This window comes from Exiguobacterium sp. s128, from assembly GCF_018618815.1.
Lineage (GTDB): Bacteria > Bacillota > Bacilli > Exiguobacteriales > Exiguobacteriaceae > Exiguobacterium_A > Exiguobacterium_A antarcticum.
The window spans coordinates 70,526-93,155 of sequence record NZ_JACSMT010000008.1; the positions used below are offsets into that span (position 1 = coordinate 70,526).

General features: G+C 47.7%; 24 protein-coding genes. 3 read left to right on the forward strand and 21 right to left on the reverse strand.

The genetic code is table 11. From position 1 onward, the window contains the following. Positions 1-19: 19 nt before the first annotated feature. From rplS to smc, 8 genes are all read right to left on the reverse strand, one after another. On the reverse strand, positions 20-373 hold the full coding sequence (rplS, locus tag KNQ13_RS05385; RefSeq protein ID WP_012370767.1) for a 50S ribosomal protein L19: 354 nt from the start codon (positions 371-373) through the stop codon (positions 20-22). A 112-nt stretch (positions 374-485) separates the two neighbouring features. Then, positions 486-1,214: a tRNA (guanosine(37)-N1)-methyltransferase TrmD gene (trmD, locus tag KNQ13_RS05390; RefSeq protein ID WP_014970704.1), complete on the reverse strand. Its 729-nt coding sequence runs from the start codon at positions 1,212-1,214 to the stop codon at positions 486-488. Then, positions 1,211-1,720 (reverse strand): ribosome maturation factor RimM, encoded by a 510-nt coding sequence (gene rimM / locus KNQ13_RS05395; RefSeq protein WP_026829877.1) that lies wholly within the window; start codon positions 1,718-1,720, stop codon positions 1,211-1,213. The genes trmD and rimM overlap by 4 nt, the downstream gene beginning before the upstream one ends. A gap of 86 nt (positions 1,721-1,806) precedes the next feature. Continuing rightward, on the reverse strand, positions 1,807-2,082 hold the full coding sequence (gene rpsP, locus KNQ13_RS05400) for a 30S ribosomal protein S16 (RefSeq protein WP_012370770.1): 276 nt from the start codon (positions 2,080-2,082) through the stop codon (positions 1,807-1,809). Between the two features lie 93 nt (positions 2,083-2,175). After that, on the reverse strand, positions 2,176-3,528 hold the full coding sequence (gene ffh / locus KNQ13_RS05405) for a signal recognition particle protein (RefSeq protein WP_014970706.1): 1,353 nt from the start codon (positions 3,526-3,528) through the stop codon (positions 2,176-2,178). Between the two features lie 11 nt (positions 3,529-3,539). Beyond that, entirely contained in the window at positions 3,540-3,860 is a 321-nt protein-coding gene (locus tag KNQ13_RS05410) for a putative DNA-binding protein (RefSeq protein ID WP_014970707.1), read from the reverse strand. Positions 3,861-3,961: 101 nt separating this feature from the next. Continuing rightward, complete coding sequence (ftsY, locus tag KNQ13_RS05415) at positions 3,962-4,966, reverse strand: signal recognition particle-docking protein FtsY (protein WP_026829878.1); 1,005 nt, start codon at positions 4,964-4,966, stop codon at positions 3,962-3,964. Then, positions 4,966-8,532: a chromosome segregation protein SMC gene (gene smc, locus KNQ13_RS05420; protein WP_026829879.1), complete on the reverse strand. Its 3,567-nt coding sequence runs from the start codon at positions 8,530-8,532 to the stop codon at positions 4,966-4,968. Before smc ends, ftsY begins: the two co-directional genes overlap by 1 nt. Before the next feature lie 126 nt (positions 8,533-8,658). On the opposite strand from smc, the gene KNQ13_RS05425 reads away from it, so the two are divergent. Then, positions 8,659-8,859 carry a DUF1128 family protein gene (locus tag KNQ13_RS05425; RefSeq protein ID WP_014970710.1) on the forward strand — a complete coding sequence of 67 codons (201 nt, stop codon included), beginning with the start codon at positions 8,659-8,661 and terminating at the stop codon, positions 8,857-8,859. A 50-nt stretch (positions 8,860-8,909) separates the two neighbouring features. Here KNQ13_RS05425 and rnc read toward each other — a convergent pair whose 3' ends face one another. The 11 genes from rnc to KNQ13_RS05480 form a co-directional block, all read right to left on the reverse strand. After that, positions 8,910-9,680, reverse strand: coding sequence for a ribonuclease III (gene rnc / locus KNQ13_RS05430; protein WP_034773956.1), 771 nt, complete (start codon positions 9,678-9,680; stop codon positions 8,910-8,912). Between the two features lie 59 nt (positions 9,681-9,739). Further along, entirely contained in the window at positions 9,740-9,979 is a 240-nt protein-coding gene (gene acpP, locus KNQ13_RS05435) for an acyl carrier protein (RefSeq protein ID WP_012370777.1), read from the reverse strand. Positions 9,980-10,050: 71 nt separating this feature from the next. Further along, the gene (gene fabG / locus KNQ13_RS05440) at positions 10,051-10,782 is read right to left on the reverse strand and encodes a 3-oxoacyl-[acyl-carrier-protein] reductase (RefSeq protein ID WP_014970712.1); all 732 of its coding nucleotides are present in this window, start codon (positions 10,780-10,782) and stop codon (positions 10,051-10,053) included. Beyond that, positions 10,779-11,699, reverse strand: a complete 921-nt coding sequence (gene fabD / locus KNQ13_RS05445) for an ACP S-malonyltransferase (protein WP_014970713.1) — start codon at positions 11,697-11,699, stop codon at positions 10,779-10,781. The genes fabG and fabD overlap by 4 nt, the downstream gene beginning before the upstream one ends. Positions 11,700-11,712: 13 nt before the next feature. Beyond that, positions 11,713-12,708: a phosphate acyltransferase PlsX gene (plsX, locus tag KNQ13_RS05450; protein WP_014970714.1), complete on the reverse strand. Its 996-nt coding sequence runs from the start codon at positions 12,706-12,708 to the stop codon at positions 11,713-11,715. Continuing rightward, the gene (fapR, locus tag KNQ13_RS05455; protein ID WP_014970715.1) at positions 12,705-13,274 is read right to left on the reverse strand and encodes a transcription factor FapR; all 570 of its coding nucleotides are present in this window, start codon (positions 13,272-13,274) and stop codon (positions 12,705-12,707) included. The genes plsX and fapR overlap by 4 nt, the downstream gene beginning before the upstream one ends. Positions 13,275-13,359: 85 nt before the next feature. Next, complete coding sequence (gene recG / locus KNQ13_RS05460) at positions 13,360-15,390, reverse strand: ATP-dependent DNA helicase RecG (RefSeq protein ID WP_026829881.1); 2,031 nt, start codon at positions 15,388-15,390, stop codon at positions 13,360-13,362. Next, entirely contained in the window at positions 15,374-16,270 is an 897-nt protein-coding gene (gene sdaAA, locus KNQ13_RS05465) for an L-serine ammonia-lyase, iron-sulfur-dependent, subunit alpha (RefSeq protein WP_014970717.1), read from the reverse strand. The genes recG and sdaAA overlap by 17 nt, the downstream gene beginning before the upstream one ends. A gap of 4 nt (positions 16,271-16,274) precedes the next feature. Further along, a complete protein-coding gene (gene sdaAB, locus KNQ13_RS05470; protein ID WP_014970718.1) occupies positions 16,275-16,937 on the reverse strand; it encodes an L-serine ammonia-lyase, iron-sulfur-dependent subunit beta in 663 nt (220 codons plus the stop codon). Between the two features lie 89 nt (positions 16,938-17,026). Next, a complete protein-coding gene (locus KNQ13_RS05475; RefSeq protein WP_026829882.1) occupies positions 17,027-18,700 on the reverse strand; it encodes a DAK2 domain-containing protein in 1,674 nt (557 codons plus the stop codon). A gap of 25 nt (positions 18,701-18,725) precedes the next feature. After that, positions 18,726-19,088 carry an Asp23/Gls24 family envelope stress response protein gene (locus KNQ13_RS05480; protein WP_014970720.1) on the reverse strand — a complete coding sequence of 121 codons (363 nt, stop codon included), beginning with the start codon at positions 19,086-19,088 and terminating at the stop codon, positions 18,726-18,728. A gap of 282 nt (positions 19,089-19,370) precedes the next feature. Here KNQ13_RS05480 and rpmB point away from each other — a divergent pair, with 282 nt between their 5' ends. Further along, the gene (gene rpmB, locus KNQ13_RS05485) at positions 19,371-19,559 is read left to right on the forward strand and encodes a 50S ribosomal protein L28 (protein ID WP_012370787.1); all 189 of its coding nucleotides are present in this window, start codon (positions 19,371-19,373) and stop codon (positions 19,557-19,559) included. Positions 19,560-19,699: 140 nt separating this feature from the next. Then, positions 19,700-21,103: an amino acid permease gene (locus KNQ13_RS05490; protein ID WP_014970721.1), complete on the forward strand. Its 1,404-nt coding sequence runs from the start codon at positions 19,700-19,702 to the stop codon at positions 21,101-21,103. Between the two features lie 259 nt (positions 21,104-21,362). On the opposite strand, the gene KNQ13_RS05495 is transcribed toward KNQ13_RS05490, so the two are convergent. Both KNQ13_RS05495 and thiT read right to left on the reverse strand, forming a co-directional pair. Then, positions 21,363-21,968, reverse strand: coding sequence for a thiamine diphosphokinase (locus KNQ13_RS05495; RefSeq protein WP_014970722.1), 606 nt, complete (start codon positions 21,966-21,968; stop codon positions 21,363-21,365). Further along, entirely contained in the window at positions 21,968-22,528 is a 561-nt protein-coding gene (thiT, locus tag KNQ13_RS05500; RefSeq protein ID WP_014970723.1) for an energy-coupled thiamine transporter ThiT, read from the reverse strand. Before thiT ends, KNQ13_RS05495 begins: the two co-directional genes overlap by 1 nt. Between the last annotated feature and the right edge of the window lie 102 nt (positions 22,529-22,630).

Consider the following 22,630-nt stretch of genomic DNA (forward strand, 5'->3'; position numbering starts at 1 on the left):
AAGCCACTTTTTCACATGATTAACGACGAATCTCTTTAATACGAGCCGCTTTACCACGAAGGTTACGGAGGTAGTAAAGTTTCGCACGACGGACTTTACCGTAACGAACGACTTCGATTTGCGCTACACGTGGTGAGTGAAGCGGGAATGCACGCTCTACGCCAACTCCGTAAGAAATCTTACGAACTGTAAACGTTTCGCTGATGCCGCCACCGTGACGTTTGATGACTACGCCTTCGAAAAGCTGGATCCGCTCACGCGTTCCCTCGACGACTTTAACGTGGACGCGGACTGTATCACCAGGACGGAATGCAGGGACGTCTGACTTGATTTGTTCTTGTGTAATTTCACGGAACAATTGTTGTGTGTTCATGAATGATTTCTCCTTTTTTCACCAATGTTCGTATCTTCATTTGCCTGAGGCATCCAACAGCGGAACATCGTTAATAGGTGGCTTTTGCCACATGTTCTAACTTATCATAGTTTCAGTCGTTTGACAATCCTGAAATTGACTGCAAATACTGACGATCGCTCGCAGAAAGTACGACATGTTCCAATAAATCCGGTCTCCGTTCAAAGGTCCGTTTCAACGATTGTTGCCGACGCCACGTTTCAATCCGGGCATGGTTACCGGACAATAAGACGTCTGGCACCATAAGTCCTCTAAAGTTTGCCGGACGGGTATAATGCGGATATTCAAGCAGTCCCGTTGAAAAGGAATCCTCCTCGTGACTCGCTGACTTACCAAGTACGTCCGGTAATAGACGAACGGTCGCGTCAATCATCGTCATCGCCGCGAGTTCCCCCCCGGTCAAGACGAAATCACCTAGGGATACCTCATCTGTGACCAATTCATCATGGATTCGTTGATCAAATCCTTCATAATGACCACATAAAAAGACGAGTTCCGTTTCTTCGGACCATTCTTCCGCCAACCGTTGATCAAATCGTCGACCGGTGGGGGTCAAGGCGATGATCCGTCGCTTCGCTTCAGGAAGGGAAGCGACCGCATCAAAAATTGGTTGTGGTGTCAGTAACATGCCAGCTCCCCCACCGTATGGGGCATCATCGACACGACCATGACGATTCGCCGAGAAGTCTCGGAAATTGATTGTCTCGAGCTCGATTTGTTTCTCTGCTTGGGCACGGGCAACGATCGAATGATTCAATGCCGTAAACATTTCCGGAAACAAGGTCAAGACGGTGATTTTCATCCCTCGATCAATCCCGGTAATGGTGTGATCTGAATCCGTTTGGCCTTTACGTCGATCGAAGCGACGACTTGTTCAATATACGGAATCAAGACGTCTTTTTTCCCGGGACGTTTGATCGTCCAGACATCATTCGCACCCGTCTCTAAAATCTCCGAGATGATCCCAATTTCATCTTCCCCGTCAAAGACCGTGCACCCAATGATTTCATGATAATAATATTCATGTTCTCCGAGTTCCTGCAAGGCTTCCGGTTGTACATACAATTTTAAGCCTTTGTACTTCTCGACGTCATTGATATGGTGCATGTCTTTAAACGTTACCATAATGAATTGTTTATGTTTCCGGTAACTCGTGATTGTAAATGGGACGTAAGCTCCATTCACTTCTAAAAATACTTCATTTCCGACTTTAAATCGTTGTTCCGGAAAATCCGTACTCGCCAGAAGTTTCAGTTCCCCTTTTAATCCGTGGGTATTGGCAATCTTCGCGACTTCTAACCATTCCATCCGTATCACTTCCTTCTTCAAAATATCCCGTTCTCATTATTTCGCCATAGAAAAAGGAGGTAAGCTTTCGCTCACCTCCAATCGTCTTACTTCGCGAGTTTCGCGTTGTGGAATTTCTCCATGATACCAGCTTTTGAGAAGAGGTTACGAACTGTGTCTGAAGGTTTCGCACCTTCAGCGAGCCATTTAAGAGCAAGCTCTTCGTTAAGTTTTACTTCTGCTTCTGGTTTAGCAACCGGGTTGTAGTATCCGATTTGCTCGATGAAACGACCATCACGTGGTGCACGTGAGTCTGCTACTACCACACGGTAGAAAGGTGATTTGTTTGCGCCCATGCGCTTAAGACGAATTTTAACTGCCATTCGTAAGTCCCTCCAAGTAATAAATAATTTTTTCGTTTAGTCAAATTGACAACTTCATTAGTATACAACGTTACAGCAAAAGAGAAAAGACTTTTAGAAGAATGGGAGGCCAAAGCCGCCTTTCTTTTTTCCTTTGCCCATTTGGCCGGAGAATTGTTTCATCATCTTCCGCATGTCTTCAAATTGCTTGATCAATCGGTTCACTTCTTGAATGCTACGACCACTGCCGCGCGCAATCCGCTTCCGACGACTTGCATTGAGGATTTCCGGTTCAGTTCGCTCTCGTTTCGTCATCGATTGAATAATCGCTTCGACGTACACAAGTTGCTTTTCATCGATTTGGGCATTTTTCAAACCCTTCATCTTTCCTTTACCGGCACCCGGAATCATTCCTAACAACTCATCCAAAGGACCCATCTGTTTCACTTGCTGCAACTGCTCGATAAAATCGTCAAACGTAAACGATGCATCGCGCATCTTGCCTTCGAGTTCCTTGGCGCGGGTAGCGTCCATTTGAAACTCTGCTTTTTCAATCAGCGTCAGCATATCTCCCATACCGAGAATTCGTGACGCCATCCGCTCGGGGTAAAATGGCTCGATAGCGTCTAGCTTCTCTCCAAGACCGACGAATTTAATCGGTGCTCCGGTGACTGCCTTGATGGAGAGCGCTGCTCCGCCTCGAGTATCTCCGTCGAGTTTCGTCAAGATGACGCCTGTTACGCCCAGCTTTTCATTAAAGCTTTCTGCCACATTGACTGCATCCTGACCCGTCATCGAATCCACAACAAGGAATATTTCATTTGGTTTGGCGATTTCTTTCACATCAACAAGTTCCTGCATGAGGTCCTCATCGATATGTAAGCGTCCCGCCGTATCGATCAACACGATATCGTGGTGATGCTCTTTTGCATAGTCGAGTGCGCCAGTCACAATCTCTTGCGGACTCACCTGATCTCCCATTGAGAAAACAGGTAGTTCGAGTTGTTTCCCTAACGTCTCAAGCTGTTTGATCGCAGCCGGCCGGTAAATATCCGCTGCAACAAGCAGTGGACTGCGATTTTGTTTCTTCCGTAAATGATTCGCCAGTTTCCCGGTCGTCGTCGTCTTACCTGCCCCTTGTAACCCTGTCATCATGATGACAGTGGGAGGACGGTTCGATAACGTTAAGGGTGAAACTTCTGATCCCATCAGTTTTGTCAATTCGTCATGGACGATTTTGACAACTTGCTGGCCGGGTGTGAGGGACGTCATGACATCTTGTCCGACGGCACGTTCCTTCACATCATTTACGAATTGTTTGACGACTTTGAAGTTGACGTCAGCTTCTAATAACGCAAGGCGAACCTCACGCATCATTTCCTTTACGTCCGCTTCAGAAATCTTACCTTTGCCTCGCATTTTAGCAAGACTGGCTTGAAGCCGTTCCGATAATCCTTCGAATGCCATGAAAATGCCCCCTACTCTAATTGCTCAAGTGCCGTAATGGTCACGAGAGCTTCGCTCGGAAGGTCAAGTTGCTTCAACTGGTCGAGGAGTAACTTTCTTTGTTCATATTTTTTGAACAAAGCGAGCCGCTCTTCGTATTGTTCGAGCATCGCTTCCGTACGTTTTATGTTGTCGTAGACTGCTTGTCGGCTGACTTCAAACTCATCGGCGATTTCACCTAACGAAAAGTCATCTAAATAATAAAGTGACATATAATTTCGTTGTTTTGGCGTCAACAGCTCCTGATAAAAGTCAATCAGATAATTCATCCGGTTCGTTTTATCAAGTGTCATCCGAGCACCTCCACGGTTGTTAAGTGAAATTCCTTTACAGATAGTATAGTACAGCCCTCACAGTGTGTTGTCAAGTTTTTTTCTTTACAAGGAAATCGAGGTCAGTCCTCTTCTCGGACTTCGTCGACTGTTTCTTTTTCCTCAAAGACATCCCCGAATAATCCATAGACAAATTGTTCCGCATCGAACGGTTGCAAGTCATCAATCTTTTCACCAAGACCTACAAATTTCACGGGGAGATTCAATTCATTTTTGATAGCTAGTACGATTCCGCCTTTAGCGGTCCCATCCAATTTCGTCAACACGATGCCACTGACATCAGTTGCTTGTTTAAATGCCTTCGCCTGAACCATCGCATTTTGTCCTGTCGTCGCGTCTAATGCCAACAACACTTCGTGTGGCGCGCCCGGGATTTCACGTTCGATGACCCGTTTGACTTTCTCCAGTTCATTCATCAAGTTGACTTTGTTTTGGAGGCGTCCGGCCGTATCACAAATCAAGACATCGATTTTTCGTGCCTTGGCTGCTTGGACAGCATCATAGATGACAGCCGCCGGATCCGAGCCCTCACCTTGGCGGATGACCGGAACACCGGAACGTTCGCCCCAGACCTGAAGTTGATCAATCGCTCCCGCACGGAACGTATCCCCTGCTGCGAGCATGACTGTTTTCCCTTCCTGTTTAAGACGGTTCGCCAGTTTGCCGATCGTTGTCGTTTTTCCGACACCGTTGACACCAACAAATAAAATGACATTCAGCTCATGACTGAGATCAAGTTCCGTCTCTTCCTCTTCGATCAACATGTTAGCGACGACTTCAACGAGCACATCGCGGACTTCTTTTGAATCTTTGACGTTTCTTCGTTTGACTTCGATTTTTAATTTCTCCACCAGATCCATCGTCGTCGTGACACCAACATCCGCCTGAATCAATACTTCTTCCAACTCTTCAAAAAATTCTTCATCCACTTCCCGGAAGCGGTACACTAAATCATTGACCGCACTTGCTAATCCGTCCCGTGTTTTCGTCAGACCTTCGGTGAACTTCGATGTCACTTCTTGGGTCGACGTCGTCAGACGGTCTTTTAATTTTTTAAAGAAACTCATTATTTTATCCCCTTTGATTCTACTTCTTCACTTAACGTCCGTCGTGCTTCCTCCAGTTTAACGGATAACACTTCTGAAATGCCGTTTTGTTGCATCGTGACGCCATACAGGACGTCGGCTGATTCCATCGTTCCTTTTCGGTGCGTGATGATGATGAATTGTGTGTCTCGGGCTAACTGATGCACAAATTCTCCGAACCGGGCGACGTTTGCTTCGTCGAGTGCCGCTTCGACCTCATCAAGGACACAGAATGGGACCGGTCTTGTTTTTAAGATGGCAAATAATAAGGCAATCGCCGTTAATGCCCGTTCGCCTCCTGATAACAGAGACAAGTTCTGCAACTTTTTCCCGGGTGGTTTCGCTACGATGTCAATCCCACTCGTCAGTAAATCTGTTGGGTCGACTAAGATCAAATCTGCTTCTCCACCACCAAACAGTTCCCGGAACGTTTCGCGAAAATGTTCCCGTACGCTCGTGTAGGTCTGTTTGAACAGACGAATCACTTCCCGGTCCATCTCGTCGATGACGGCATAGAGATCCGTTTTTGCACTGACAAGATCGTCACGTTGCGTCGACAAGAATGTAAAGCGTTGGTCAACTTCTGCAAACTCTTCAATCGCCCCTAGATTGACGATCCCGATTTCTTCGAGTTGCCGTTTGAGCAAATGTAGTTCTTCCTTTGCTTCTTCAAACGGAATCGTCAACGGTTCCATCAAGTCGACGACTAAGCCCATCTCCTCGAGCAGCTCGTGACGGGTCTCAAGACGCGTACTGAGTCGCCCTTGAGCCAGCCGGGCCTGATCGAGACGTTGTGTCGTCACCTGTTGATCTTCCTTGAGTTTGGCTTCTTGCATCCGAAGTAATCGTAACGCTTCCGTCGCCTGTTGAATTTGTTTCGTCACGGTCGTCAGTTTTTCCTCGACCGTCACCTGTTCGTGTTGCATCTGGACCTGTTCCGCATGTAAGGCTTCGATTTTTGCTTCGTCGAATCCTTCTGAGACATGTTTCAAATCACGTCGTTTATGACTACGCTCTAATTTGGCATGACTTAACGTCTCTTGCATCCGTTCGACCTCACGGCTCGCTTGTTCTTTTGTCATGCTGACCGTACGTTCCTCTAATAAGGCTTCTGCCTGTTGTTGTTTTAATTCTTCCACCGCCACCGCGCCACGCGATTGGGCTTCTTTTAGTTGATCGATCGTTTGCCGGAGCTCTGCTTGACGTTTCGTCAAACGTTCGATGTCTGATTCAGATACCTTGATGATCTTTTTCGCTTCCGTCGCTTGCTCGACGAGACGATGGAGCTGACCATCGTGAACCGATAATTCTGAATCTGTGACCGCCAAACTCCGTTTAGCATCTGTGAAGGCCTCGCGGACGATTTCTAATTCCGTTTGGACTGCTTGGATCTCACGCCCGGTATCAGCAAGCGTCTGGACCGACTCTTTCAGCGTGGATGTCAGATCGTCCCGGCGACGTTCTTGTTCTTTAATGACGGCTTGTCCCTGTTTTAATCCAGTTTGCAGTTCTTCTAATTCACGCGATTGGCTAAACAGCGGAGTCCCTTTTTTCCGACTCCCACCAGTCATCGATCCACCGACGTTTACGACGTCGCCGTCTAATGTCACGATTCGGTAACGGTGACCCGTCGCACGCGCAATCCCATTCGCTTGTTCTAGTGTTTCGACGACTACCGTCGTCCCTAACAAGTTCTGTTTCAAGTGAACGAATTCTTCCCGTGTCGTCACAAGGTCACTTGCGACACCTAAATACCCTGACATCGAGGATAAGTTCGTCTGAACGGATGGACTCAGTTCACGACGTTGAATCGAACCAAGCGGCATGAACGTTGCCCGCCCGGCATTGAGACGACGTAATTCTTGAATCAATTTTCGTCCCGTCGCATCTGTATCGACTACGACGTTTTGCATCGCACCACCTAATGCCGTCTCAATCGCCGCTTCGTATCGTGCTGGTACGGTAATCAGCTCTGCGACGGCCCCGTGAATACCCGGTATTCGATCCCGTTGTTTCAATACCATTTTAACGGCCCCGAAATAGCCGCTGTAATCGGCTTTGACCGACTCTAGAAATTCAATTCGATCTTCTGTTTTATCTCGGCGTCGATATAAGTCGATGATCGATTGTTCCATTTGCCCAATCGTCTCTTGTTGCTGACGGTGTGTCGTCTGCAGGGCCTGTTCTTCTTGACGCAATCTATCTAGACGGTGTCGCAATTGCTCGACTTGGTCTGCCAACCGTAATGTTTCGGCTTCATAGGTCGAGCGGGCTGTTTGTTTCGTCCCTACATTTGCCGAAAAACTTGTTTGTTGTTCTTCCGCTTGCAGAAGGTCTTGTTTCGCTCGTTGATACGCATTTGTGGTCGCAGCCAACTGACTTGCCACTTCAAACGCTTCTGAACGTAACGATTCCGCTTCTTTTTCGAAATCACGATCGGAATACGATACAGCCGCATCTGCTGCTTCCCGTCTTTTGACAGCCGCGAGATACGATTGATCCGTTTCCTGCTGCTGACGAATCGCGACTTGCACTTCCTGTTCAATCCGTTCGACACGTTGGTCAGACTGTGCTACTTCTTGTTCGAGACGTCGTTTCATCTCAGTCCCGTGTTTTTCTCGTTCTTTCGCAAGATTCAATGCCCCTTGAATTTCGACGAGTTGCGTTGACACATGGCGTAATCGTTCTTGCATCTCCGTCTCGAGTCGACGAACGGCTTCAAGATTCGTTTCCTGCGTTTCCCGTGTCGCGACGGTCGCCTGATAGCGTTCCTGCTCTGTCGTCAATTGTTGCTGGCACGATTCGATTTCTCGTGTCACGTCCGTGATTTGTGTCGTATACTGTTCGATCTCGGTTGCGAGGATCCCACGTTCGAGAACATCAAAACGTTCACGTGCGATCAAAAACTCTTTTGCTAAGGCTGCTTGTTCCCGTAATGGTTCGATTCGACCCCCTAATTCAAACAAGATATCGTCGACACGCGACAGATTGGTTTCTGTATCCGTCAGTTTCCGTTCCGCTTGTTTTTTTCGATGACGATACTTCAGCACACCCGCTGCCTCTTCGATGACCGAACGACGTTCTTCCGGTTTTCCGGAAATCACTTGTTCGACCCGCCCTTGTCCGATGATCGCAAATGCATCACGCGACAGACCGGTATCCATAAATAAGTCGAGGACATCTTTGAGACGACACGGTTTTTTATTTAAGAAATAATCACTATCCCCATTTCGACTGACACGGCGTGTCACATTGATTTCCTGATAAGGCAATGCGACCGTCCCTGACTCGTTGTCGAGAACGAGCGTCACTTCGGCAAATTGTTTTCGATGTTCCGATACACTTCCAGCAAAGATGACATCTTCCATCTTCGCTCCGCGTAATGATTTAGCTGATTGCTCACCGAGCACCCAGCGCACTGCATCCGATATATTCGACTTTCCGCTACCATTTGGTCCGACGACGGCCGTGACTCCTGGAAGGAAGTCGAGCTCCGTCCGACTTGCAAATGACTTGAAGCCGTTGATTTCAATTCGTTTTAAGTACATCTTGACCACCCATATGTTTAAATTTCTTTTAATTTTCTTTTAGTTTACCATAGCCGAAAGGTCTACAAAATGGTAGCTTTTATGGTAACGTTAAGTATAAAGAGATGAAGAGGAGATTTTAACGACATGACGATTGAACAAATGATTGAGGCAATTTTGGATAAATTGAATATTATCAACAAAGGGGTCATCAAGGCTGAACAGTTCGACGGTACAAAAAATGACGACTTAAAAGAGATTTATGACTTCGTCATGATGCGGGAATCGTTGTCACTTGCAGAAGTCGATGCGATTGTCGACGAATTAAAATCTTTGAAAACCGTCTGAAGGTGACACAAGAAAAGGCATTCCATGTCAAAATGGATGCCTTTTTTTGTTTACAGACTATTTTTTAACACAAGCAACGCCTGTTTGGCAGCTTGTTGTTCTGCTTCTTTTTTGGAACGACCCGTTCCGATCCCTTCTAACTTGTCAGACACATGGACCCGTGAAATAAATTCGCGACTATGGGCCGGACCACGTTCTTCGATGATTTCATATTCAATCTGTCCAAGACCGACCCGTTGGATGGCTTCTTGGAGCTGACTTTTGAAATCTGTTTGTTCTTCAAAAAAACCAGATGCCACTTTCGGAAAAACCGCTTCGGCGAGGAATCGTTCTGCTGCATCGATTCCTTGGTCAAGATACAAGGCACCGATAAAGGCTTCGAACACATCCGCAAGTAATGCCGGACGATTTCTACCACCTGTCAGTTCCTCCCCTTTACCAAGTAGAATCATTTCAGAAAATTGGTAATGATTCGCGAACTGGACGAGTGACGGCTCACAGACGATTGCCGCACGCAGCTTTGTTAATTCCCCCTCGGAACGTTCCGGATAGTGTTGAAACAGATATCGCGAGACTGTCAGTTCTAGCACCGCATCCCCTAAAAATTCGAGACGCTCATTGTCACCGTCTGATTCTCGTTGCTCATTGACAAACGACGAGTGGGTGAAAGCCTGTTTTAACAGATCGACATTTGAAAAATGAATGTCCAACCGTGTTTGTAAGTCGTCAAACTTTTGTTCGATTTGAGCTAATGCCCGTGAGTCTTTTCGCCGTTTTACATAAGGTCCTTTGCGGACACGACGTCCTTTTGGATTCGTCATAATGCCTCCTAAACAGCTAAATCCCACCGCAAATACCACGGTGGGTCTAGCCTGATGATTTAGACTTGTGTTTCGATGTAGCTTACGACATCGCCAACCGTCTTCAAGTTTTCTGCTTGGTCATCTTCGATTGTGATTTCGAACTTGTCTTCGAGATCCATGACGAGTTCCATCACTTCAAGTGAATCGGCACCAAGATCGTCTTTAAACGATTTGTCGAGTGTGATTTCACTTTGTTCTTTCCCTAATTTTTCTGCGATTGCTTCTTGTACGTCTACTAAAATTTGTTCTTTTGTCATTTGAAAATCCCTCCATGAGTTGAGTATATAAGATGATTGCCGATTTGGCAAAGTACTACCACAGTTATGAATTACATCGTCATGCCGCCATCAACCGCCAAGGTTTGGCCAGTGATGTAACGGGCGTTGTCTGAAGCAATGAAGCTGACTAAGGAAGCGATCTCTTCCGTCTGCCCAAATCGTTTTAACGGGATTTGACCAAGTGTTTGATTCCGTTGTTCCTCGGTCAATTCGTCCGTCATATCCGTTTCGATGAACCCCGGGCAAATCGCGTTTGCCGTGACCCCTTTACTTGCCAGTTCACGTGCGACCGACTTCGTAAAACCGATCAATCCTGCTTTCGCCGCGACATAATTGGCTTGACCCGGATTCCCCGTGATGCCGACAACCGACGCGATGTTGATGATTCGGCCACTCGATTTTAGAAGTGGTCGCGTCGCCGCTTGTGTGACGAGGAATGCACCTTTTAAGTTCGTGTTCAAGACGGCATCAAAGTCGGCTTCTTTCATCCGCATCAATAAACCGTCGCGTGTGATGCCGGCATTATTGACGACACAGTCAAGCTGTCCATACGTATCGAGCGTCGTCTTCAGCAACCCTTTGACTTGCTCCGCATCGGCGACGTCCGCCTGGACCGCGATGGCTTCACCACCTGAAGTGACGATTGCCGATACGACTTCTTCTGCTTTTTGCGTATTTCCGGCATAGTTGATGACGACTCGGAAACCATCCGCCGCCAGACGTTTTGCAATCGCAGCGCCGATACCGCGTGATGCACCTGTTACGAGGGCTACCTTATTCAACGAATCGCCTCCGCTTCTAGTTGCTCAAGCGTCGTGATGCTGACGATCTTGACATCTTTTTTGATACGTTTGACGAGTCCACTAAGTGGTGAAGACGGACCAAATTCGATGAACGTATCCGCGCCTTCTGCAATCAGCTTTTCAACACATGCCTCAAAACGAACTGGCGAATACAATTGTTGGACGAGTAGACGAATGAGTTCTTCCGGCTGATCGTGGAAATCGTTATCGACATTCGAGATGAACTTCGTTTTTGCTGCTTGGAAAGGCGAAGAGACCAGGATGTCTTCAAAACGAGGTGCGAACGGTGTCATCAATGAAGAATGGAATGCACCGGATACATCAAGTGGCAAGACACGTTTCGCACCGAGTTCTTTTAATTTCGCTGTCGCTGTCTCAACGGCTGCGACTTGTCCCGAAATCACGAATTGTCCCGGACAGTTATAATTGGCGATTTGTACGATTTCTCCCGTCGCTGCAATTGATTCAATTGCATGATGGGCTGCCTCTACATCATCCAAGCCGATGACAGCTGCCATCGTTCCGCCTTTGACTCGATTCATTAAGTTCCCGCGTTCCCGAACAAGGTAAACCGCTTCACTCGCTGTCAAAACCGACGCCGCAACGAGGGCACTGTACTCTCCGACACTATGTCCGAGTACGAAGTCTGGCCGATGACCAAGTGCCGCATAACGGTTCGCAAGTAATGTGCTGTGTGCGACGATCGCAGGTTGTGCGATTTCCGTCGATTTCAAGTCGTCTTTTGTCCCCGTCGTCAGTAAATCCGTCAAATCAAGACCGATACGTGTACCAAGATCCATTAACGCTTGACGTGTCTCGTCCTGTTGAACGAGTGTTTGTCCCATTCCTGGCATTTGTGAGCCTTGACCAGGGAACATCCAAACCGTTTTACCCATCCGTCTCACCCCTTTAGATTTCTTTTGTCGCCTTTGCCTCGATGATTTTTGAGACCACTTGTTGCTCGACCATCTGTTCTGCTTGTGCCAGCGCACGACTGAACGCATAGGCGTTACTCGATCCGTGTGCTTTAATCACAGGCGCAGCAATTCCGAACAATCCGGCTCCGCCATATTCTTCGTAGGCGAGGAGTTGTTTCATCTTCTTTAACTTTGGCTTTAAAATGAACGCAGCAATTTTTGAACTGAGTGAACTCATGAACTGTTCCTTCATCATCCCCATGATCATGCTAGCAGCCCCTTCTGTACTTTTCAAAAGGGTGTTTCCAGCAAAACCTTCTGTCACGATGACATCCACATCCCCACTCATCGCGTCTCGCGCTTCGATATTTCCTACAAAATGAATCGGCGCTGTCTCAAGTAATGGATAGGTCTCTTTCGTCAATGCATTCCCTTTGCCGGCTTCTGAGCCGATATTCAGCAATCCGACTTTCGGTCGATCGATTCCTCTTACTTGTTCTGCGTAGACAGAGCCCATGATTGCGTAATCGAGCAAATGTTCTGCTTTCGCATCCGGGTTGGCACCGACATCTAAGATGACGACACCTTTTCCGTTTCGTGTCGGGAACGTCGGCGCAAGTGCCGGACGGTCAATCCCTTCGATCCGACCAATCACAAACAATCCGGCTGTCATGAGTGCTCCCGTATTGCCTGCTGAAATCAAGGCATCTGCCTCTTTTGATTTCACCAGGTTTGCAGCCACTACGAGTGAGCTGTCTTTTTTTCGCCGGATGGCACGGACCGGTTCGTCTTCTCCGGTAATGACAGAGGGGGCATGAACAATCGTCACCCGCGGATCTTTGATGTCATATGAACGCAATTTCAACTCATCTCCGACTAAGCGAATCTCGAGTTGTTGTTTGGGACGTTCTGCTAAAAATTGAACGACTCCTTCTACGATGGCGCGGGGAGCATGGTCGCCCCCCATCGCGTCTACTGCTAAAATCATCTGGACTCCTCCTTACTGCTCCGATACACGGTGAATTCACCGATGAACACACACTCATCGCCAACAAAACTTTCGACGCTGATGTCGGACCGTCCATCTTGACGATGAGAACTGACGAAGGCTTTCGCCACGACACGTTCTCCCACGTGAACGGACCGGGTGAACTGGACATTGGCTTTTGTCGTCAATGCCAGTTCATCATCAATCAACGCGATCGCAAGTGAATTGGCTTGCGCAAATAAAATATGTCCTCGCGCGATGGCATTTCGGCTAAACGCATGTTCCGGTAGAATTTCTAAGATCGAAATCGCCGATGTATCGAGTTTCAGGTCAATCATATCACCAATGACTTCATTTTCAGTTAACGTACGCACATCATCCAGTCGTTCCGTCGCAACATGTTTAATCCGTTCGCGTAATTCTGGAATCTTCATCTCCATCCGATCCAATCGGATCGTCTGGATGCTGACGTTGAAACGTGTTGCTAACGCTTCATCGGTGATGAACGGATTTTGTTCAATTGTATGCTGTAGTTCAGTTTGTCGTTCTTTTTTAGGTACCCGCATGTACGTTCCTCCCACAAGAAGGATGACCACCATTATTACCTGGTACTAATAGTAGTATATATCCCTTGTTGTTCACTTTCAAGTATTATTCAATTCTTTCTCCGTCAAGCAAACCTTGTTGCTCGATATACCGTCTTAAGACGGCATACTCGGGGTGTTGCCAAAAGGCATCCGATCGGAGCAAACGGACAGCATCATTTCGAGCCGTTTCCATGACTTGAATATCAAGTGCTGGATCGGTCAAAATAAACCGTGGCAATCCACTTTGTTCTGTTCCAAAAAAATTACCGGCACCCCGTAACTCTAAATCTTTTTCCGCTAACTTAAAGCCGTCATTCGTTTCCGTCATCGTTTTGATCCGTTCTTTCCCCGTATCCGAGGAAGGATCCGCAATCAAGATACAAAAAGATTGAGCGGCACCGCGACCGACACGGCCACGTAGCTGATGTAGTTGAGCCAAACCAAACCGTTCCGCATCATAAATGACGATGATTGAGGCATTCGGAACGTTGACCCCCACTTCGACAACCGTCGTCGAGACGAGAAGTTGAACGTGATTGTCTTTAAACGCCTGCATGACGTCCTCTTTTTCCGACGAACTGAGGCGTCCATGCATCAGACCGACCCGATGCGTCGAAAAACGTTCGGTTAACAGATGATGCAGTTCAATCGCATTTTGTACATCAAGCGACTCAGATTCCTCAATCAATGGCGTGATGATGTAAGCTTGATGACCGAGCAGCAATTCTTTTTCGACAAACCCAAACACACGATCGATTTGTTCCGGTTTAGCCCAATACGTCTCGATTTCTTTTCTTCCTGCTGGCATCTCGTCAATGATTGAAACATCCATATCGCCGAACACGGAAATCGCTAGCGTCCGTGGAATCGGTGTTGCCGTCATGTAAAGAACATCCGCTTGCTCGGCTTTCGCCCGAAGTCGTTTCCGTTGTTCGACCCCAAAACGGTGTTGTTCATCCGTGATGACAAGATGGAGATTTTGAAAGACGACGGTATCTTGAATCAAGGCATGTGTCCCGACCAAAACATCGATTTCTCCTTGTCGCAAAGCTTCTAGCAACAGCAGACGATTTTTCCCTTTGACCGAACTCGTCAATAATCCAACCTTGATTCCGAGCGGTTCCAGTAAGGGCGCTAAGGATGAGGCATGTTGTTCCGCTAGAATTTCCGTCGGTACCATCAAGGCTCCTTGTTTATTTGCACGGACCGTCGCAAATAAGGCGATGGCGGCCACGACCGTCTTCCCACTCCCGACGTCCCCTTGGAGCAGACGATTCATTCGTTCTGACCGATGCATATCCGCTAGTATTTCCTCCGTCACACGTTGTTGGGCACCGGTTAACGGAAACGGTAGCCGGTTGATGAACTGGTCAATCTCTTGTTGAAAGAGCGGTAAGGCGATGCCTTGTCCTTTTCGTTTTCCCAGGCGAAGTGTCTGTAACTTCAGTTGAAAATAGAGACATTCTTCATAGACATAACTCCGCCGGGCCGTCGTGAGATCCTGACGGGTCACCGGAAAGTGTAGTCGTCTCAACATCGTCATCCGGTCCAGTAACCGGTATGTAGTCCGAATCGGATCCGGAACCCGTTCTTCTAAGGACACACTTTCCGCAAAGGCCAATTCGACGACGCGGCGAAACGTCTTCATCCGCATATCACCTTTCAACGAATAGACAGGCGTCAATTCGCCTTCAATCGCCCCGAACTGAAGCTCCGTCGCTGAAATCGTCATCCGGTGTAAATCCCATTTCCCGCTGACCGTCACTTCTTCTCCCAGTTTCAATTGTTCCTTGTAAAAGGCACGATTAAACATCGTCACCGTGACGCTGTACCGTTCTTCGACTAGCAACCGGAACGTCAAGCGGTTTTTCCCTTTTCCATAGTAACGAACGAGCGCTTCTGATTGTACTTGTCCGGTAAATTTGACTTTGTCTTCATGAATCGCTTCCGTCAAACTGCCGGTCACAAAATCGTCATAACGAAACGGGACGTGCTCGAGCACGTCCGCAATCGTCAGGATATCCATTTCTTCTAGTTTCCGGGCTAAATCACGCCCGACTCCCTTTAGTTCTGTTACCTTACTTAATGGATTCATTCGATAACTCTCCAAAAATCTTCGATTCGAGCCAGCGCCCGGTCGGTGTGTTCGCGAGCCCACCTTTTGCCGTCTCACGTAACGCTGACGGCATCATTTGTCCGATCTCATACATCGCCCCGATTACTTCGTCGCAAGGAATCCGTGACGTGATTCCGGCTAACGCCATATCAGCAGCAACAAGAGCATTTGCGCCCCCCATCGCATTCCGCTTCACACACGGTACTTCAACAAGTCCTGCCACTGGGTCGCAGACGAGTCCGAGCATGTTTTTTAGAGCGATCGCAAAGGCATGGGCTGATTGATCCGGTGTCCCTCCCGCCATTTCAACGATTGCAGCAGCAGCCATCGCCGTTGCCGAACCGACCTCTGCCTGGCACCCTCCGGCCGCACCGGAAATCGAGGCATTGTTGGCAACCACGAATCCAAACGCTCCGGATGTGAATAAAAAGCGTAACATCTGTTCTCGACTTGGATTCAAACGTTCTCTCACCGCAAACAACGTCCCGGGGACAACACCCGCACTACCGGCTGTTGGAGTCGCGCAAATTTTCCCCATCGCCGCGTTGACTTCATTTGTTCCAATCGCCTTACTGACTGCATCCAGCAATAAATCACCAGACAATCCTTTGCCACTCGCCCGATACCGTTGTAGCAACACGGCGTCGCCCCCCGTCAGACCGGTAACGGATTCAACACCGTCACCTGTCAACGAACGTTCAACTGCCGCTTCCATCACTTCGAGATTCCGTTCCATCATGCCCAACACTTCGTCCCGTTCTAAATGACGGACCGTCATTTCCTGCTCAATCATGATTTCTGAAATCGGTACATTTTTATCCATCGCAAGTGCGACGAGTTCTTTTACGGATTTAAACATCTCTTCACTCTCCCATCATGACAGAACGTTCCACTTGTGGTAACCGATTGATTTCTTCGAGTACAGCGCTTGGCATCCGATCATCAATTTCAATCGCCATCAAGGCCTGTTTCCCTTTTTCGTGTCGCGAGACTTCCATGTGTCCGATATTGATTTCATAATCTGCCAAGATACTAGTCACGGCTGCAATCGCTCCGAAGCGATCATGATGCAACACGACTAAGGCAGGTCCACCACCGGATAGGCGTAACGGTACCCCATTCAGTTCGGTAATCTCAATCGTGCCCCCACCAATCGAAATCCCGACGAGTTCAAACTCTGCTTGCCCATCGGTCAGATGGACACGTGCTGTATTCGGGTGATCCGTCAACGCTTCACTCGTCTCAAAATGAATCCGAATCCCTTTTTGTTCCGCAATCTTAATCGATTCGGGAATCCGATCATCAAACGTATCGTACCCCAATACCCCTCCGATAATCGCGACGTCCGTTCCGTGTCCCCGATACGTATCTGCAAATGACCCATAAAATGTAATTGTAATATCTGTTGGTAACTCCCCAAATAATTTCCCCGCCATCAAGCCAATTCGTGCTGCCCCCGCCGTATGCGAACTGGATGGTCCGACCATGATCGGACCGATGATATCAAATACACTCCGGTACTTCATCTTATTTCCCCCTCTCGTTTAAAAACAAAAATCCCACCTCTATTATCGCAGATGGTGGGATGTGTGAAAAGGTACGTTCACGTTTTATATTATTCGACGCTTAAAATATAAGAATAAAGTGGTTGTTTCCCGTCGTGGACTTCTACTTCCGCTTCTGGATTAACCGATTCGATATACGCAACGAGTTCGTCCACTTCCGTTTGCGTTACCCCTTCGCCAAACAACACGGTAATGATCTCATCGTCTTCCGTGACGAGGATATCAACCAATTTTTTGACGGCTCCAAGGCTCGAGTGATCCGTTGCGATGATTTGTTTTTCCGCAATCGCCATATGATCATCTTTTTTAATCTCAATGCCGTCGATGCTCGTGTCGCGAACCGCATACGTTACTTGACCTGACTTGACCGCGGCGATCGCATCCATCATATGACGTTCGTTTTCTTCGACCGTCGCTTCCGGATTGTAGACGATTGTCGCTGCTAATCCTTGGGGAACGGTCTTCGATTTGACGACCGTCACACCACAAGACGCAACCGATGCCGCTTGTTCTGCCGCCATGATGATGTTTGAGTTGTTCGGATAGACATAGACATGCTCCGCATGTGCATCTTCAATCGCTTTGACGATATCTTCCGTTGACGGATTCATCGTCTGTCCACCTTCGATGACGACACTGACACCAAGCGACTTAAAGAGTTCGCTGATACCTTCGCCCATCGCTACCGTGACGAGCGCCGACTGGGCTTTTGCTTTCGTCGCGACCGGTGCTGCCACTTGATTGACACCCTCTTCTTCGAGGATCGTCGAGTGTTGTTGACGCATGTTTTCAATTTTAACGGCAACCAGTTCACCAAAACGTTGTCCTTTTGTGATGACTTCGCCTGGCGTTTCGACGTGGACGTGGACTTTCAACAATTCTTCGTCTGCAACGACCAACAAGGAATCGCCGAATTCCGCTAACTCATTTCGGAACGCTTCCTCACTGAACGGTGTGTTTGCCAATTTATCGTCTTGGAATCGCACCATGATTTCTGTGCAGTACCCGTAATGGATTTCTTCCGTCGACATGAAGCTTTGAGCCGATTTATGATGCTCTGCTTCGACGAGGGCTTCCATGACTGGAGCATGTGGTTTCTCTAACTCTTTGCCTTCGAGTGTCGCGAGGAACCCTTCATAGATGCAGACCAGTCCTTGACCACCTGAATCGACGACGCCGACTTCTTTAAGTACAGGTAATAAATCTGGTGTGCCTTCGAGTGATACTTTTGATGATTCGACGATGCCACGCATTAATTCAAGAAGATCCGTTGTCGTCTCGGACTGAGCGATTGCCGCAACAGCTGTCTCACGGGCAACGGTCAAGATTGTTCCTTCGACTGGTTTCATGACAGCCTTATACGCTGTATCGACCCCTTTTTGTAACGCGTCTGCAAATTCCTTTGTGTTGATCGCATCTTTTCCTTCGATCGACTTCGAGAAACCACGGAACAATTGACTTAAGATGACACCAGAATTTCCACGTGCTCCCATTAAAAGACCACGTGCAAAAACCGTGGCGACTTCAGAGACAGAGTCTGTTGTTGTTTTTGATGCTTCTTTTGAACCGGATGTCATCGTCAAGTTCATGTTTGTTCCCGTGTCACCATCTGGGACCGGAAAAACGTTCAGCGAATCGACGAAATCCGCATTTTGATAGAGATTCGCTGCGCCATTCTGGATCATCTTGACCAGTTGCGCTCCTGTTAAACGATCTACGCTCACTAAAATTTCCTCCTCTATTCCCGCCTTAGACATTCGTCAAGCGGACTCCTTGGACAAAAATATTGACAGATGTTACTTCTAAACCAAGTGCCTGGCTGAGTGAATACTTCACACGGCTTTGGACATTGTTTGCGACTTCTGAAATTTTTGTTCCATAACTCACGATGATATGCATATCGATATGAACCTGCTCAGAAGCTTGTCGTACGATGACGCCACGTGCAAAATTTTCTCGTTTGAGCAATTCAGCAAGTCCGTCTTTAATTTGGGATTGGGATGCCATACCAACGACACCAAAACATTCCATAGCTGCTCCGCCCGCAAGTTGCGCGACGACATCATTGTCTACATCAATTTTTCCATAGGTCGTTTTCATCTCGATCGCCACCTGTGTAGCCCCCTTTATTAATCTGTTCTTCTCATAATTCTACTATAAGGACCTACTATTGAAAAGTCGCCGTACTGACTATACAATGAATAAGTGAAAAATAGTAGCGGTCAAATGAACTTTTACCATCATCCTCATTCATTATTTTAAATTTTGAGGTTGTCTGTCAAGTTTTTTTCTTGTCAGCTACTTTTTTTATGTTGCAACCGTCTTAACAGCATGCTAAGATAGCAAAGTGTCTATTAGGACGAACGCAAAACAACATAAAAGGAGGCGGAACGCATGGCACGTAAATGCTACGTTACTGGGAAATCGCCGAAGTCGGGAAACAACCGATCACACGCATTGAACAAAACGAAACGCACTTGGGGAATCAACGTACAAAAAGTACGTATCCTCGTTGACGGTAAACCTAAAAAGGTTTGGGTTTCAGCTCGAGCGCTCAAATCAGGTAAAGTCGAACGCGTATAAGACGCAGTAACCGGATGGGAATCTTCCCTTCCGGTTCTTTTTTTGGTCTTTTTTTATTTTTCTCATAAACTAATTGTCGGAACATTTGAAAACGCTTACAATAAGTGGGCAGTTATTTTTTTCAAGGGGGAAGGGTCAACATGCAGTTAAAAAGAGAAATGACAAGCCGGCATCTCTTCATGATTTCGCTTGGCGGCATCATCGGAACAGGATTGTTCCTCGGTTCTGGATTGACAATTTCGCAAGCTGGACCGCTGGGGGCGGTCCTCAGTTACATCGTGGGTGGGACCATCATGTATCTGACGATGTTATGTTTAGGGGAAATGGCCGTGCACATGCCGGTATCGGGCTCGTTCCAGACGTATACGACCCGGTTCATCGGGCCGGGGATCGGTTTTGCCGTCGGTTGGATCTACTGGCTAGGCTGGGCCGTGACGGTGGCGCTTGAAATTACAGCCGCCGGCAGTTTGATGGGACGTTGGTTCCCGGACACACCAATCGTCATCTGGTGTGCCCTTTTCACCGTTATCTTATTTGGTCTCAATGCCGTCTCGGCAAAAGCGTTTGGGGAAGCAGAATTTTGGTTTTCGAGTTTGAAGGTCCTCGCCATTCTCTTTTTCATCGCGCTCGGGGGAGCCGCTTGGTTTGGTTGGATCGATATGACCGCCGCACGTCCAGAAACCTTATTTGCGAACTTTACGGCAAACGGTTGGTTCCCGAACGGCGTGCTCGGCGTGTTGACGACGATGATTGCCGTCAATTTTGCTTTTCAAGGGACTGAATTGATTGGTGTCGCTGCCGGTGAATCGAGTGATCCCGAAAAATCGATTCCAAAAGCCATTCGCAATACGGTCTGGCGAACGTTCATCTTTTTTGTCCTCTCGATCACGATCATCGGTGCCTTGATTCCGTATGAAACCGCAAGTGGGATCAGCAGTCCGTTCATCATGGTCTTTGATGCCATCGGAATCCCGTATGCAGCAGATTTGATGAATATCGTCGTCTTGACTGCCTTACTATCGGTCGGAAACTCTGGTCTGTATGCCGCGACCCGGATGTTATGGTCGATGTCACAAGAAGGGATGATTTCGAAAAGACTTGCGATCGTCAATTCACGTGGCGTTCCGATGCGGGCGTTATGTTTTACGATGCTATTTGCCATGTTATCGCTCCTGACCGCTTTTTTCGCCGAAGATACCGTCTTCATCTGGTTATTGTCACTCGCAGGACTCGGGGCACAGGTCGGTTGGATTTCGATTTCCGCCTCACAAATCGCTTTCCGCCGTCAATTCATTAAAGACGGTCATTCGGTCAGCGAGCTGAAGTTTAAAACACCGTTCTTCCCGATTTTACCGATTCTATCCTTTTCATTGAACATGCTTGTCTTGATCAGTCTGGCGTTTCAGGCAGATCAACGGATCGCGCTGTATATCGGCGTTCCCTTTTTCCTTCTGACATGGGCTTCTTACCATCTGTTCGTCAAAGGAAAACATATTGCAGCACAGACGGAACGGCAAGCTGCCAGTTCTACGTTGGACCAATGATGATTCATCTCAAAAAAACGGGGCTGACTCAAAAGTGAGGACCGTCTCTCGATTAAAAGGAATGAAGGGAGGTGGATTTCCGGTGTTTGATTCGGAAATCCACCTCCCTTTTCCTTCGTGAACAATAAGAATTTGCATAGAAATGGCCGATGATTCCGTGAAAAGATGGAATCAGCGGCCATTTGATTGATGGAGGACGGAACCGTCCGTCTCAAGGATTGATCTTGACCTGACTTATGAGTCAGCCCCGTTTTCTCTGTTAATCGGCAAGACTTCTGATCATGAGGATCTCACCTTTTTGAACACGGATGTCCGCCACTCTTTGTCTGGTCCATTCGTTACTGACAGTCAATGAACCACCGACTGGAACGGTCTGCTCCATCAATGGATATTTGACGCCACAGAGCGTCAAGACTGTCGAAACAAGTGGAATGAAGGACAAGTAATGATACTGTTCCGCTTCGATTTCATAACGTCCTTCGGGCAAAAAACGTACATCTGCCTGTTTCGTCACAAGGCGCGCTTCGGGGAATTGTTTTAACAAATACACATTTTGAAGTGTCATATCAATCCTCCCGCCCGTCGCGCCAAAGATTAACAATTCCGTGACTTCATAGTGTTCATAGACATACCGTAACGCCAATTCCAAATCCGTCTCATCTTTTTCAGCAGGATGCAAAATAGCTCCCGTCGGTATATGACCAAGTGAATCAAAATCACCGATCGCCAGGTCAAAGTCGATGCCTTGATCCACCAAGGTCGCAATGCCCCCGTCGACGCCGATGACACGTGTGTTTTCGAATAAAAACGGTTTTAGTAGCGGCACCTCTTCCGACGGACCGGCTGCGACGATGATGATCCGCATCAGACACCTCGTGCCGAATAACGAAGAAGTCGTGGCGCCGTCGTAAACAAGAGACCAGCAACAATTCCACATAGTAGATAAGACGGAACCATGTAGGTCGCATTATAAATCAGTGAATACGGCACGACCGGACCTTCTGCGTATTCGGCAAAGAACACGATGCCGCTGATGACGTGACAGACATACCGTAAGCCTGCACCAAGCAACGTCGCAATGAGAACAATCGTCATCAAACGTCCATTTTTCCCATCCGCTGCTGCTTTTTTGACTTGTCGGGCAAACAGTCCGCTCAACCCGACGACACCAAAGGCGATCGTATAATCGAGTAACGGTTGAACGACCGTCAGGATTTGTGGGGCAAACATCAATTGAATGGTCCCGACAAGAGCTCCCGTCACGACACCACCAACGACACCATGACGAAATGCCATCACGAAAATCGGCAACATTGCCAAACTGATAGAACCACCTTGAGGCATTTTAAACGGGATCAATAAATCAAAGACAACCCCTAGACTTGCAAAGATTGCAATTTCCATTAACATTTGTAGCCGTTTCATTCTTTTTCCTCCTGACGGTTTGTCAAATTAAGTGCAACACTTCTTCCGAGAAGACCTCGTATGCAGTTTTCCAGTTGAGACATTTCCGTGGTCTCCCATTGA

Excerpts from the sequence above, each read along its gene's own strand:
- rplS (WP_012370767.1), bottom strand. The coding sequence starts at position 373 with ATGAACACACAACAATTGTTCCGTGAAATTACACAAGAACAAATCAAG.
- trmD (WP_014970704.1), bottom strand. The coding sequence starts at position 1,214 with ATGAAAATCACCGTCTTGACCTTGTTTCCGGAAATGTTTACGGCATTG.
- rimM (WP_026829877.1), bottom strand. The coding sequence starts at position 1,720 with ATGGAATGGTTAGAAGTCGCGAAGATTGCCAATACCCACGGATTAAAA.
- rpsP (WP_012370770.1), bottom strand. The coding sequence starts at position 2,082 with ATGGCAGTTAAAATTCGTCTTAAGCGCATGGGCGCAAACAAATCACCT.
- ffh (WP_014970706.1), bottom strand. The coding sequence starts at position 3,528 with ATGGCATTCGAAGGATTATCGGAACGGCTTCAAGCCAGTCTTGCTAAA.
- KNQ13_RS05410 (WP_014970707.1), bottom strand. The coding sequence starts at position 3,860 with ATGACACTTGATAAAACGAACCGGATGAATTATCTGATTGACTTTTAT.
- ftsY (WP_026829878.1), bottom strand. The coding sequence starts at position 4,966 with ATGAGTTTCTTTAAAAAATTAAAAGACCGTCTGACGACGTCGACCCAA.
- smc (WP_026829879.1), bottom strand. The coding sequence starts at position 8,532 with ATGTACTTAAAACGAATTGAAATCAACGGCTTCAAGTCATTTGCAAGT.
- KNQ13_RS05425 (WP_014970710.1), top strand. The coding sequence starts at position 8,659 with ATGACGATTGAACAAATGATTGAGGCAATTTTGGATAAATTGAATATT.
- rnc (WP_034773956.1), bottom strand. The coding sequence starts at position 9,680 with ATGACGAATCCAAAAGGACGTCGTGTCCGCAAAGGACCTTATGTAAAA.
- acpP (WP_012370777.1), bottom strand. The coding sequence starts at position 9,979 with ATGACAAAAGAACAAATTTTAGTAGACGTACAAGAAGCAATCGCAGAA.
- fabD (WP_014970713.1), bottom strand. The coding sequence starts at position 11,699 with ATGGGTAAAACGGTTTGGATGTTCCCTGGTCAAGGCTCACAAATGCCA.
- plsX (WP_014970714.1), bottom strand. The coding sequence starts at position 12,708 with ATGATTTTAGCAGTAGACGCGATGGGGGGCGACCATGCTCCCCGCGCC.
- fapR (WP_014970715.1), bottom strand. The coding sequence starts at position 13,274 with ATGCGGGTACCTAAAAAAGAACGACAAACTGAACTACAGCATACAATT.
- recG (WP_026829881.1), bottom strand. The coding sequence starts at position 15,390 with ATGAATCCATTAAGTAAGGTAACAGAACTAAAGGGAGTCGGGCGTGAT.
- sdaAA (WP_014970717.1), bottom strand. The coding sequence starts at position 16,270 with ATGTTTAAATCCGTAAAAGAACTCGTCGCACTTGCGATGGATAAAAAT.
- sdaAB (WP_014970718.1), bottom strand. The coding sequence starts at position 16,937 with ATGAAGTACCGGAGTGTATTTGATATCATCGGTCCGATCATGGTCGGA.
- rpmB (WP_012370787.1), top strand. The coding sequence starts at position 19,371 with ATGGCACGTAAATGCTACGTTACTGGGAAATCGCCGAAGTCGGGAAAC.
- KNQ13_RS05490 (WP_014970721.1), top strand. The coding sequence starts at position 19,700 with ATGCAGTTAAAAAGAGAAATGACAAGCCGGCATCTCTTCATGATTTCG.
- KNQ13_RS05495 (WP_014970722.1), bottom strand. The coding sequence starts at position 21,968 with ATGCGGATCATCATCGTCGCAGCCGGTCCGTCGGAAGAGGTGCCGCTA.
- thiT (WP_014970723.1), bottom strand. The coding sequence starts at position 22,528 with ATGAAACGGCTACAAATGTTAATGGAAATTGCAATCTTTGCAAGTCTA.